This is a genomic window from Dendronalium phyllosphericum CENA369, from assembly GCF_016056275.1.
Classification (GTDB): domain Bacteria; phylum Cyanobacteriota; class Cyanobacteriia; order Cyanobacteriales; family Nostocaceae; genus Dendronalium; species Dendronalium phyllosphericum.
Window position 1 is genome coordinate 1 of record NZ_JAECZA010000210.1, and the last position, 12457, is coordinate 12457.

Annotated in this window: 11 protein-coding genes and 1 pseudogene; 10 read left to right on the forward strand and 2 right to left on the reverse strand. The window is 41.1% G+C overall.

What is annotated here, in order from left to right; translation table 11 throughout:
• The 4 genes and pseudogenes from I8752_RS23050 to I8752_RS23065 form a co-directional block, all read left to right on the forward strand.
• A pseudogene (locus I8752_RS23050) lies at positions 1 to 222 on the forward strand (IS4 family transposase); the annotation flags it as partial.
• A gap of 266 nt (positions 223 to 488) precedes the next feature.
• Positions 489 to 1214 (forward strand): DNA/RNA nuclease SfsA, encoded by a 726-nt coding sequence (gene sfsA, locus I8752_RS23055; protein ID WP_214434599.1) that lies wholly within the window; start codon positions 489 to 491, stop codon positions 1212 to 1214.
• A 15-nt stretch (positions 1215 to 1229) separates the two neighbouring features.
• Positions 1230 to 1715 carry a gluconokinase gene (locus I8752_RS23060; RefSeq protein ID WP_214434586.1) on the forward strand — a complete coding sequence of 162 codons (486 nt, stop codon included), beginning with the start codon at positions 1230 to 1232 and terminating at the stop codon, positions 1713 to 1715.
• A 398-nt stretch (positions 1716 to 2113) separates the two neighbouring features.
• Positions 2114 to 3961 (forward strand): vWA domain-containing protein, encoded by a 1848-nt coding sequence (locus I8752_RS23065; protein ID WP_214434587.1) that lies wholly within the window; start codon positions 2114 to 2116, stop codon positions 3959 to 3961.
• A 146-nt stretch (positions 3962 to 4107) separates the two neighbouring features.
• On the opposite strand, the gene I8752_RS23070 is transcribed toward I8752_RS23065, so the two are convergent.
• Both I8752_RS23070 and I8752_RS23075 read right to left on the reverse strand, forming a co-directional pair.
• Complete coding sequence (locus I8752_RS23070; RefSeq protein ID WP_225895852.1) at positions 4108 to 4794, reverse strand: DUF6745 domain-containing protein; 687 nt, start codon at positions 4792 to 4794, stop codon at positions 4108 to 4110.
• A gap of 8 nt (positions 4795 to 4802) precedes the next feature.
• Complete coding sequence (locus I8752_RS23075) at positions 4803 to 5144, reverse strand: hypothetical protein (RefSeq protein WP_214434589.1); 342 nt, start codon at positions 5142 to 5144, stop codon at positions 4803 to 4805.
• A gap of 375 nt (positions 5145 to 5519) precedes the next feature.
• Here I8752_RS23075 and I8752_RS23080 point away from each other — a divergent pair, with 375 nt between their 5' ends.
• The 6 genes from I8752_RS23080 to I8752_RS23105 form a co-directional block, all read left to right on the forward strand.
• Positions 5520 to 7274, forward strand: a complete 1755-nt coding sequence (locus I8752_RS23080) for an eCIS core domain-containing protein (RefSeq protein WP_214434590.1) — start codon at positions 5520 to 5522, stop codon at positions 7272 to 7274.
• Between the two features lie 141 nt (positions 7275 to 7415).
• Entirely contained in the window at positions 7416 to 7976 is a 561-nt protein-coding gene (locus tag I8752_RS23085; RefSeq protein WP_214434591.1) for a Uma2 family endonuclease, read from the forward strand.
• 52 nt (positions 7977 to 8028) lie between these two features.
• Positions 8029 to 10473, forward strand: a complete 2445-nt coding sequence (locus I8752_RS23090; RefSeq protein WP_225895853.1) for a substrate-binding domain-containing protein — start codon at positions 8029 to 8031, stop codon at positions 10471 to 10473.
• A 147-nt stretch (positions 10474 to 10620) separates the two neighbouring features.
• A complete protein-coding gene (locus tag I8752_RS23095; protein WP_214434592.1) occupies positions 10621 to 10800 on the forward strand; it encodes a hypothetical protein in 180 nt (59 codons plus the stop codon).
• On the forward strand, positions 10800 to 11303 hold the full coding sequence (locus I8752_RS23100) for a phage tail protein (RefSeq protein WP_214434593.1): 504 nt from the start codon (positions 10800 to 10802) through the stop codon (positions 11301 to 11303). Before I8752_RS23095 ends, I8752_RS23100 begins: the two co-directional genes overlap by 1 nt.
• Positions 11304 to 11321: 18 nt before the next feature.
• Positions 11322 to 12457 (forward strand): hypothetical protein (locus I8752_RS23105; RefSeq protein WP_214434594.1); only part of this gene is annotated, 1136 nt, incomplete at its 3' end.

A 12457-nucleotide genomic window follows, 5' to 3' on the forward strand; every position in this document is an offset into this window, starting at 1 on the left:
AAATTTCAAAAACTTGATTCCTATATTTGTCGTAGTCAAGAAAAAAATAGAAATGAGAAACGTCATAGTAATTTCTGGATAGGTTTATATGGTCAAAATTGGATAGTCGCTTGGCATGAGTGTCAAGCATGGGTCGAGGAACTGGTCGGTTTCAGTCGCAATAAGCAAGCATATTATCAGCGAGGTTTAAGGGCTATGAAGCTTATACAGCAAGCTCTTTAACTCGCTTGTCGCCCCTTGAAGTCTTTCCCCTACACCCTCACATTCCTAGTGGTTCACCACGCAAATATTGACAGGTGTAGGCTCTTAAAAGGGGAAAGGGGAAGGGTTTAAAACCTTTACCCCTTAACCTTTTCCCGTCTGTCAAAAAGACTTCGGCAGACTACTAGACGCATTTTCCAGCTAGAACCTGATAGTTGTATTAGATGCAAGAATTGGATAATTTAATTTTTGGAGTTCACCCACTCGCCACTTCTTACAATTCCATGATGACTGATTGGCTCTACCGTTACCCACCTCTATATCCTGGCATTTTGCTCAGGCGTTACAAACGCTTTTTTGCTGAGGTTGAACTTACTTCTGGTGAAGTAGTTACAGCACACTGTCCCAATACAGGGCCAATGACTGGAGTCTCAACCCCTGGTAGTGCGGTGCAGCTTTCTAAAAGCGATAGTCCTAAGCGCAAGTTGGCTTATACGTTGGAACTGATTCAAGTACATGACAACCAACCAACTTGGGTAGGCATTAATACTATCTTGCCGAATCGGATAGTAAAGCTAGCTTTAGCAACACATCTTTTCCCAGAATTGGGCGACTATAGCCAAATCAAAGGCGAGGTGGTTTATGGACTAGATAAAAAAAGTCGAGTGGATTTTTTCTTGACAGGGAGTGACGAACAACGCCCAATTTATTTAGAAGTAAAAAATACAACTTTGGCAGAGGGAACTTTAGCACTATTTCCCGACACGGAGACTACAAGGGGACAAAAACACTTACGGGAACTAATGGCGCTATTACCTCTAACTCGTGCGGTGATGCTTTACTTTATCAATCGGGGAGATTGTACTGAGTTTGCGCCTGGCGATCGCACAGACCCCATATATGGTAGGTTATTGCGGGATGCGATCGCTCTTGGTTTAGAAGTATTACCTTGTCGTTTTGACGTTTCCCCAGAAGGCATTCGTTATTTGGGTTTGGCAAAGCTGAAAATTTGAATTGGGAATTTTGCATTGATTATTTTGGTAATGGGAGTCTCAGGTTCTGGTAAAACAACTATCGGCAAACTGCTGGCAGACTCGTTAAACTGGGAATTTCAGGACGCTGATTCATTCCACTCGCCAGAGAATATTGAGAAAATGCGTCACGGTATCCCCTTGAACGATTTAGATAGAATGCCGTGGTTGCTAGCTTTACAACAAGGGATACAAAATTGGCTGCAAGAAAATAAAAATGTCGTGCTGGCGTGTTCGGCACTAAAAGCTAGCTATCGTGAGTATCTGGCGGTCGATAGCGAACGCATCAAGTTAGTTTACCTCAAAGGGTCTTTTGAGTTGATTCAACAGCGACTGCAAGAACGCCACAATCATTTTATGACCGAAAAACTCCTTAACAGTCAATTTGATGCCCTTGAAGAGCCACGCGATGCTATATGTATTGATATTTCTCCACCACCAGAGGCGATCGTGCAAAATCTTAGAAAGGCTCTACAGATTTAGGCAAGGTAAAAGGGACTGGGGATTGGGGACTGGTGACTGGGTGAAAAGTCTTTTTGTGTCTAGGTTTGATTGTCTGTTGATGTCCTAACACTACTGGCGACGGCTATAAATCATGGCAGATTTGTTTCCCATCATTGAAGTTCCGTTAGATGCCCCTGAAGCTGATGAAGATTTGGGAACAAAAGAAAAGTTTTGGTTCGGCAATCAAAATTATCTATAGGACTTATATTTGATTTTTGAAATACACGTAGTAGCGTGTGTTAGCCTTTGGTATAACGCACCACCAAATGTTTCGGTGCGTTACGCTACGCGTATACTTAGATTTTTTCATCAATAAAATCGGATTTCTGTATCATCTGGTTTACAGCTAATTACAGTTCATTCAGAGGAGACACAAAATGCTCGAAACAAGTTATGAATTTGACCAAGCTATTCTACCCGCAGGATTTTCATTAAAAGCTAATGTTTTGTTACGTTTTCGTGCTGACATACCTGAATCTCCCCGACGTAACCTTAACCTTTCTCTTGTAATTGACCGTTCGGGTTCTATGGCCGGTGCTGCCTTGCATCATGCGCTCAAAGCTGCTGAATCTGTAGTGGATCGACTTGAGCCAAACGACATTCTCTCAGTGGTTGTTTACGACGATGAAGTGGATACTGTTGTACCATCTCAACCTGTAACCGACAAGTCTGCGTTGAAAAATTCTATAAAGAAGGTTAGGGCAGGAGGTATTACCAACTTGTCTGGAGGATGGCTCAAAGGTTGCGAATATGTGAAAAAGCAACTCGATCCCCAAAAAATCAACCGCGTTCTTCTGTTGACTGATGGTCACGCCAATATGGGTATTCAAGATCCCAAAGTACTCACAGCAACAGCAGGGCAAAAAGCTGAGGAAGGCGTTATCACAACTACGTTAGGTTTTGCTCAGGGTTTCAATGAGGATCTCCTGATTGGGATGGCAAGGGCTGCTAGTGGCAACTTCTACTTCATTCAGAGCATTGATGAAGCAACTGAAGTGTTTAGTATTGAGCTAGATAGTCTCAGAGCAGTGGTAGGTCAAAACCTCAAAGTAACGCTTGAGTTAGCTGCTGGTGTCAGTCTCGTTGATACTTTAAGTCTTGCTAAAGTTAACCAGAATAATGCCGGTCAACCTGTTATTTCTTTAGGAGAGCTTTACGAGGGTGAAGATAAACTTCTGGGGTTAAGTCTAGATATTTCTTCGGCTCAAGTTGGTGAATTACCTGTGATGAAGCTGCATTATAGTGCTGATGTAGTGCAAGATGACATCATTCAAAGCGTATCAGGTACAACAGATGTCGTCGCTAAAGTTGGTACAGTTGAAGAATCCGCTCTTGCTTCTTCAAGCCATATCATCCTTGACTTGAGTCGTCTGACTATTGCTAAGGCCAAAGAGACTGCCCTTGATTTAGCAGAACATGGTAAGCATCAAGAAGCCGAACAAATCCTGCGGACGCTGGTGCAAGATTTACGAGATAAAGGCTTAAACGAGAATTTTGAAATTGCTGAGGAAATAGACCAACTAGAATATTTCGCAGGTCGAATTGCCCAAAAAGCTCTAGGCAATGCAGGACGTAAAGAACTGCTGGATCAAACTTATCAAACGATGACTCGCAATCGCAGCGATTTGGTGGGTCGTGGTGTCGCTGCGGGCGATGAAGTATACGCAATGCCGATTGTCAGTGAAGTCGGTTCGGGTGTTGAATTATACTGCGCCCGTGAGGGAGGTAAGCTGCGGATCAAAGTCATATCCGATGGCTACGATGCAACTAAAAACGTTCAGTTTCCCCGCTCCATTCGTGCTGAGGGAGCGCGCTATGTCGTTGAAGGGCTGGAACTTTCAAATGATGGCACTTTCTATCGAGTACGTGGCAAAATTACCCGTTTTGCTAAACCAGGTGAAGCAGATATCTTTGTTGCTTCCAGACAATCAAAGGTAACTAGCAGTGGCAAAGCTTCCAAAGGCCCTGCCAGTGCTGCCGACCTCCCCACTACTGATGCTGTAAATAATGGCATTCTAGTTCAGTGTGTCAAAGATGGCAGTAAGCTGCGCGCTAGGGTAGTTTCTGACGGATACGAACCTGATTGGAATATGCGTTTTCCCCGTTCAGTTCGTGAGGAAGGAATGCTTTACGTTGTTGATGAAATCAAGACAGCGCCTGATGGAAAGTCTTATATTGCCTGTGGTGAAATTAAGCGATTTGTGCAACTCAACATCACTAATTGAGTTGAAACGGTTTTCTAATATCATGTCCGTTTAAAGACTTATCATTTAAACTGACGCGGGGACACGGAGACACAGGGACGCGGAGATATTTTAATCACAAGTGATTAGGCGGACATGATATAACTCAAAATTAATTAATAGTTAGATTATGCTTCAATCAGGGGGTTATAATCATCCGGGTTGGTAAAACCAGCGATCCAGGCAGCTGCTTGATGGCAACTCTGCATATAGGGAGGAACGCGCAGTATATGAGTGTGTTTTGTAGATGGACAAATTACCTTTAAGACCATAAGGGCTTCATCATCCTCGAAAGGAATGTAGACAAGTTGGCGTTCTCCTCCCGCATCTCGATCGCGATCGCGTATCAACCCTCCCACTTGCTGTAAAAATGTCTCGTATCCGAGACGCTCGATCGCCACGCGGCGCAATTCAACATTCTCTATATTGAGAATATCTTGCCCTGTTAGAGACTGGGCTTCAAAGGCTATGGCATCGCTCACCCGCACGCCTCGCCAGCGCAAAACAAAACCATGCCCCGCTCCTAAACCAGTAATTCCACTTCCGGCTAACTCAATCCAATGGGTGACATGTAGACCTTTGGGAAGGTTAGTTAAGTTCGGGCAATCGCTGATATCGATACTTTCACAGGTGAGATTTTCAGGTAAATTATAAAGCTCCGACGCACCGCTTAAATCCAAATGACCTAAAATACGCATCCCATCCCAGGCACGATGCTCAAGGATGAGTTTTCGGGCGCGTTCGGCGGATACAGGCTCATTTTCATTGGGACGCTGCTTCAGTGGTTTCTTCGGTATACGCCCTTTCGACATCATGTTGAGCATTAATCTTCTACCTCCACGTAAGCATCAGGACGGTATTCGCGTTGTCTCCAGATGCGGTAAAGTCCTTGAGGTAATTCAATTGTTTGATGTTCTTCATGAATTAAGGTCGCACTTGCTTGCTTGACTTCAAGAAAAAGCTCGCTACCATGCACCCACAATTGAACCGCATCGGATTGCTGAATGCGATGGCTGTGTCCTGTAACTTCACCATGAGCCAGAGTAGTACCTACACGCTTTTGAGCGCGAGGGGGGATATTGGGAATACTTGCGATCAAAACGTCGCCATGTCTGTAAAGAAGACTAGCTTGGTTAACTTGGGAGTTTTTGCTGTGATTCAGCATATTTATATATGTAAAAAGTGGAAAACTTGTATTTCTGCTTTGATAATCATTATATTATAGTACGCTTTTACTATAAAGTAGTTAGTATACAAGTTAGATGATGATGTGCGGCAAATCACTGAGGATATGTCAGCGACTTGAGCCAACTTGAAAATTCCCGTAACATTGGTGAGACTGGCACGGTAAATGACAATTGGTCAGCAGACTTAGTAATTAACGGCGATCGCTTTTGATGTTAACAATAGTATCGATTGTGGCGATCGCCACTTAACTTCAGTAAGATAGTGCCAAATTTTATTGCCAAAATTTTTACCATTTGTCTGCCGGAATTTTGTAGAAGCTTTGACGCTAGCATTCTATTATTGCAGGACTGAAATGTATAATAAACAACACAAAACAGGTAAAACTTCTTCAAATTACTCGGATACACCAGCATCAAATCAATTCGCACCGCGTCGCTTTGTCGTCCAGCCCCAAGCAGAAGATGAGAGGCTGCAACCAGACCAAACACCCGATTTACAGACTAAATCAGCAACAACAGAAACATCTGACGACTTAGCTAATATTTCAATTTTTCCCCCTGGCTATGAGCCACCACCGCCGCCACGACTTCAGATGAAGCTCACCATCGGTCAGCCAGGAGATAAATACGAGCAAGAGGCAGACAAAGTAGCAGCAGATGTAGTGCAGCAGATTAATGCACCCCAAAGTGTATCCGTGCAACCCCAAAAACAGCCAGAAGAAGAGGAACTAAGAAAAAAACCGATAGTACAACGCCTATCTGATGAGGGTGAAATGGGCGCGACACCAGATTTAGAAGCGTCTATTCAACGGACACGGGGTAGCGGACAGCCTTTAGCAGAGACTATCCGAGAACCTATGGAGCAGGCATTTGGCGCAAATTTCAGCGGAGTGAAGATTCACACAGGTGCTGATTCAGATCGGATGAATAAATCGATTCAGGCTAAGGCATTTACTACAGGACAAGATGTATTCTTTCGCGAGGGGGCTTATGACCCAGGAAGTCGGGGCGGTCAAGAGTTGATTGCCCATGAGTTAACCCATGTGGTGCAGCAAACTGGCTCAGGTAAAGTCCAAAAATCACAAGAGCGTCAATTAGTTAACAGAGAAATAGTATCTATTGGAAGGGCAGAAAAACAAATTCAAAGAATTACAGATGAGGAAGAAGTTGAGTTTCAAAATAAGTATGGCAAGATGAAGTGGAATCTTGTCAAAAACGCTCTTACTAGGATTGCAAAAATTAAAGAAAATAAAGACTATGATGCATATAAAGAAGCTACTAACAAAGACGAATTCGGCAAAGCATGTGAAATAGCTTTCAAAGCAGAAAGTGTTTTGAATAACAATGCTAAAGCTGACATGGCTAACGATATAGTCGTTCCTCAAAGTTATTATCATGTCACAAAAAGCTTCAATACAATCAGTGGATTGGTAACAACAGGAGCCGCAACTTGTACTGGCTTGGCAATGTCTGCTAGTAACGAGGAAGGCGAAACCATATATGCCCTCACACACATAGACGGAGAAAATGACATTCCTGCTGTGATTGATGGCATGATTGGGGATATGGATAGCCAGATTGACGGTATAGTAGGGTCAATTAATGCTTATATCGCTTCTGGGGGAGTCGGATCGCAAGGGAATTTAGAACATACTCCCAAAGAGGTTGTTAAGTATCTCCAACAAAAAAATGTCGCTCTGAAGTTTGCCAGCCAACTACAGCAGATAAGAATAGGAGGTAAGTCCCAGAAAGACGATCTTGTCAGAACTAACGAGAATGTCGATCAACTGCATAGGAAATCTGGAAACAAAGATGTAAATGGACTTATCCAGCAAGTTACTGCTTTGCCACAGATGAAGGGTGGTCACGACTGGGAGACGCTAGAACAAGAAGATGGGTACGAAAGTGGCAAACACGATCCGATGGAACCTACAATTCAGCAAGTCCTCGAACGAGCATTATCTTTGCAACAAAATACACCAATAGACGACCAGGAAGGGCAACAAAAACTGAAAAATCTCAAGTCAGAAATAAATAAGCAAAAAGGTTGGTTTGAGAAATATCTTTTTGGCAAAAAACTTTTGACATGGGCTACTGAAGAAAATTAGTCAAAATTGATATGAATTTATTTTCCGAAACTGTGTAGGGATAGCGATCGCTTATTAAATTAAATTGGGTGTTAAAAAGGAGCGATCGCACATCAAATCACCTTGCTAAACTAAAGACATATCCTGCACCATTCAGGAGCTATGAGCGTTACAAGTAGCCAACTCACTCTAGAAGAGTTTTTGAAGCTCCCAGAAACAAAACCAGCCAGCGAATATATTAACGGTGAAATTATTCAAAAGCCAATGCCGAAAGGGAGACACAGCCGCTTGCAAGGTAAACTTTGTGCTGCTGTCAATCAAGTCGCAGAAGAACAGAAAATTGCTTATGCTTTTCCGGAATTGAGGTGTAGTTTTGGCAATCGCTCAATTGTCCCTGATGTGGCTGTATTTCAATGGGGGCACATACCATTTACTATTAACGGTGAAGTTCCCGATAACTTTAAACTCCCACCAGATTGGACAATTGAAATCCTTTCTCCAGAACAAAAACCTAACAAAGTAATTGGCAACATTCTCCACTGTTTGAAGTATGGTAGCCGTTTGGGATGGTTTCTCGATCCTGATGATTTAAGTATTTTGGTATTTTTACCAGAACAACAACCAGTGTTATTACAAGGTGAAGATTCCTTGCCTGTTTTAGAAGAAATTGAAATTAAACTAACTGTGAATCAAGTTTTTGGCTGGTTAAAGATGGCTGGTTAATTTCACCTTTTAGCGGAAAGTCTAATGCCTTTTGCTGAAATATCAGTATACTATGCGGCAATCAAAGCGATCGCTAAAGGTTTCAGTCGTGGTCAAGGAAACTGGCAAACAAATAATTCAAGAAGCTTGGCAACGAGAAGCTATCACTCAACAGGCTCAACAGCAAGTCCGCTCCCGTGTCGGTTTACCATCAAAATTCCGCTGGTTAGAGAGATTTAGCTGGGTTATTCCCATCATTCAAGAAAGAACTGCTCCCATCACTGAAAGCATCAAAGCCAAGCTTCCGAAGAGATTTTTCCAAAAAGCACAAAACCCACAAGTTGTAGAACCGGAACTCATTCCTACTGCAATAACTCAACCAGCAGTTCCCTTGGGAGTTGATTCTATTTACAGAAAGTATCGCTGTGGGAATGGAAATACTTTGAGCTGTGAATGGACGCAAAAAACATTAGAGCAAGATCCAACAGCGAAGAAATGTCTACAATGTGGTTTTCCAACTAATTTGCCGCGAAAAACAGAGTTTCGCGGGTATCGCGGGCGATATCGTGTAGACAGTTTTCTCGGACACCGAGGTATGGGGCGTTTGTACCTGGGAATTCAAGTTACAGACGGACAGCCAGTAGCGATTAAAGAATATCTGCTGCCTAATGTTTGTTTTAATTGGGAAGAAATCAGAGACAGAAAACAACTTTTTGAACGGGTTGCGGGATTGAGCCTAGCAGATGGCAGAATTCAAGATATGCGTTTAAATTCGCCCTGGGATGCGATCGCCGATCCGGTGGCAGAACGCTGCTATCTTGTTACTAATGGTAATCAAGATACGTATCCTACACTCAGCGCTTACCTCGCCAGCAATGGCGCAATGACAGAGGGCGAAGTCCGTCATATCCTCAGCCAAGTGCTGCAAACTCTACAATTTCTTCACAGTCAAAAATTTAGCCTTCCTTCCGGTCAAGTTCAACAAGGAATAGCACACGGCAATATCAGCCTTGATAGTCTGCTGATTATGGCAGATACTAAAGCATTTTTCATCCATGTCAGCGATTTAGCACTTTGGGAACGTTTGTTTGATTTGCCAACTACTAAAATAGTAATTCCCACGTTTGCCCAAGACTTGGTAAGTTTGGGATATGTCGCTTTTTATCTATTAACAGGAAGTACTGGAGACTCAGTTAGCCATCAGTTCGACCCAAAAATAGAGCAGCATTGGACACCGATAACAATAGGATTCAAGGCTTTTATATTAAGACTTTTAGAGCTAGATAAACCTTTTGCTAGTGCTGAAGAGGCGCGACAAGTACTGTTGCAACTACCTCCACCGCCGCCTAGTGAAGTATTAGTAATTACGGGTCAGCCTGAAGATGACAAAACTAAATTGCGTCGTCCTCCTTTGCTAATGTTCGGAATTCTTGGCTTAGTATTGCTGGGGTCATTAATATTATTTCTAGTCCAGAAGTTGCAAAACCGGGAAATTTCATCTGAGAATATCATAGTTTGCTGTTTAAAAGATGTGCCTGTTGTTCCGCCTGGAAGATATACTTATAGCGGAGAAAAGAATGGAACTTGGAGTTATATACTGCGGCAAAGCAATTTAATATTACAAAATCAAAAGCTAGAACAAAAACTCAAAGAAAGTCAGCCAAAGTTAGAGTTAACTTACAAGCCAGAAGATTCACTTATAACAGCAATAGATAAAGTTAGATCGGGACAAGTTGACTTTGCTATAACGAATCTAGTGAATCAATTAACGCCTGAGTTAAGAAAGCAAGAATTTGCTTATGATGGTTTAGTTGTATTTGTAGCTTTTAGCTATTCCAAACGCGATAATAGTCTGCCAACAAAATTAAATGGTCAAATTAGTTTAACACAATTACGAGATTTATACACAGGAAAAATTAGCAATTGGAACCAATTAAAAGGCGCTAATTTGCCCGATTTACCTGTGAAACTTTACGTACCGTACGAACAAGAAGCACTACAATTTTTTGAGAAAGAGGTACTCAAAGAAGAAAGTGCGATCGCTAATTTTGAAAATTTACAAAAACAACAAAGAAATACATTTAGTACGGATTTAATAGAAATTACTCGACTTCCCACATTAGAAATGTTAAGGCGAGTCCTGCAAGATTTCGAGGAAGACGATATCGGTAGTATTGGTTTTGCTCCACTCAGCCAAGTTTTTGGACAGTGTTCCGCTTATCCTTTAGCCGTGGTAGATGGTAACAAATCTGCGGTACAAACTTTAGTGCAAGATAATGGCAAGTCAATAGATCCAAATACAGATTTATGCGATGACAAAGGAAGCTATAAGCCTAACATCCAAGTGTTTAAATCAGGAACCTACCCCCTAAGTTATCCAATAGTTGTAGTTTATCCAGGGGACAATAGTCGCCCCCCTATTGGACAGAAATTTGCTGAAATGCTAAGAACAGAAGAAGTACAGCAATTACTAGAAAAAGCTGGATTAGTTCCAATAGAAAAAATCAGGAATAGGTAAATTTCTTTATTAATTAAAAGATAGAAATAGTTACCGTATATAAATTATTAGTAATATTTTAATTTCGGATAGTGATACTAGACTTTTGGCTAATAGTCAGAATATAGAGTATTATAATAAAATCAAAATTATTTATAAGTTTTTAATATGACTAATTTTAGTAACAACAAAAATAGCCGAGAAATAGTTTCAAAGTTAGCAGCTAAAGTTATGGGCGATCGCAAACTACTATTAATACTTAGCGATCGAGTTTATGAGTTAATGCATGAAGATTTACGTCACCAGCAAGAACGTAGCACAAATTATGGTAGGAGATTAGATAAATAATGGGCAACTCTAGCCATGAATTAAACTACGTTACAGCCAATCGGTTTTATGTAGAAATCGAGAATAATATAAGTGCTTGTTTCACTGAGTGTCAAGGTTTAGGTGTCACTATAAAAACTGAAAAATTTTCTGAAGGTGGTGTAAACGCTCAACAAAGAGTACTTTTAAATCAAGCAGAATTTTCAGACGTAACATTAAAGCGCGGTATTACCAATGATTTAACATTTTGGAATTGGATTAATAAAGTTTTGAGTAGCGCCAAAGAACGCCGCAACGTTAATATTTTAGTTTTTAATCAAGCAGGGGAAACTATGCAGTGTTGGACGCTAATTGGTGCTGTTCCTATTTCGTGGAAAGCGCCAAGCTTAAGCGCAGATTCCAGCACAGTTGCTATTGAAGAACTGACTTTAACTTATGAAGGATTAAAAGTTGATAAAACAAGGTCAGGTGGTGCATCGATTCTTTCAGGACGCGATAGTTTGGGATATTTTCCTAGCAATTAATAATGAAGGGTGGAAAATATGCAAATAGGTTCTGATAATAATCTTCCAGAAGAAACAACACCTTTAGACCTAGGTATTAAAAAACCATTGCTTGTTCGCCAACCTTTGGGACAGAGATTTATTAGTCCCAAATTTTTGTCACCATTGGGAGCTAAACCATTATCAAATTTTGATGCTTCAGTTTTTTTAGCACCCGAATCATTTGATTACACTATATTAGAAAATTCATTTGCAGATTCACCTTTTTTTTCTGAATACCAATCGCAGCAGTTAGGTAAACCCAATACATCCGCAGCATCAACACCAAATATTATGCAGTTAGAAACTGCTACATCTAGTAATATTCAACCGCGACTAGAAAGACATACTTCTATCTCTCCAGAACGAACATTTCTAGAAACTACTGTACCCAGCGAAACAATACAATTAAATCAACCTCTCACTGCTGCAAATGGTGACTTATTGACAGGAATAGAGACTTTAACAAGTATACGCGATCGCTCGACTTATAATATTTCATCTCCTACCCTTGACATTGCATCTACGCCACCAATTAACTTACTGCAATCATCACCAGAAACAAAAGTTATTCAAACCCAAAATACAGAACTTAAATCTACAGACACACCAAAAAATCATGAATCAACTGTATCTGCGAACCCAAATATCACCTCGGAAACTGTACCAATAACTGACCGTCCACAATCAACAAGTATCCAATCGAAGTTTCAAAGCGAGAACTCTATCTCAACAGTAGAGACATTATCACAAATTAATAATGTACCAATTTCATCGCAAAATATAGCGATTGTCCCTACAAATATACCGATAAATACTTATGAAGAATCAACGGCGATCCAAGCTAAAATTGAGAGCGTTGATTCTGTCTCGAATTTTGAAACATTATCAGAAATTAATAACATACAAACTTCATCTCTAAATAACGTAGCTCAAAATCATACAGCGATCGCTCCGACAACTACATCAGCAAATACTCATTCCGAACCAACAGTGATTCAGCCTCAATTTGAAAGCACTGATTCTGTCTTTGGTTTAGAAATAGTACCAGAAGTTAATAATCTATCATCTTCAGAGCAAAATACAGCGATCGCTCCGACAACTACATCAGCAAATACTCATTCCGAACCAACAGT

Coding starts and splice junctions, on each gene's coding strand:
- sfsA (WP_214434599.1), top strand. CDS start 489: ATGACTGATTGGCTCTACCGTTACCCACCTCTATATCCTGGCATTTTG.
- I8752_RS23090 (WP_225895853.1), top strand. CDS start 8,029: ATGCGGCAATCAAAGCGATCGCTAAAGGTTTCAGTCGTGGTCAAGGAA.
- I8752_RS23080 (WP_214434590.1), top strand. CDS start 5,520: ATGTATAATAAACAACACAAAACAGGTAAAACTTCTTCAAATTACTCG.
- I8752_RS23095 (WP_214434592.1), top strand. CDS start 10,621: ATGACTAATTTTAGTAACAACAAAAATAGCCGAGAAATAGTTTCAAAG.
- I8752_RS23100 (WP_214434593.1), top strand. CDS start 10,800: ATGGGCAACTCTAGCCATGAATTAAACTACGTTACAGCCAATCGGTTT.
- I8752_RS23070 (WP_225895852.1), bottom strand. CDS start 4,794: ATGATGTCGAAAGGGCGTATACCGAAGAAACCACTGAAGCAGCGTCCC.
- I8752_RS23075 (WP_214434589.1), bottom strand. CDS start 5,144: ATGCTGAATCACAGCAAAAACTCCCAAGTTAACCAAGCTAGTCTTCTT.
- I8752_RS23085 (WP_214434591.1), top strand. CDS start 7,416: ATGAGCGTTACAAGTAGCCAACTCACTCTAGAAGAGTTTTTGAAGCTC.
- I8752_RS23065 (WP_214434587.1), top strand. CDS start 2,114: ATGCTCGAAACAAGTTATGAATTTGACCAAGCTATTCTACCCGCAGGA.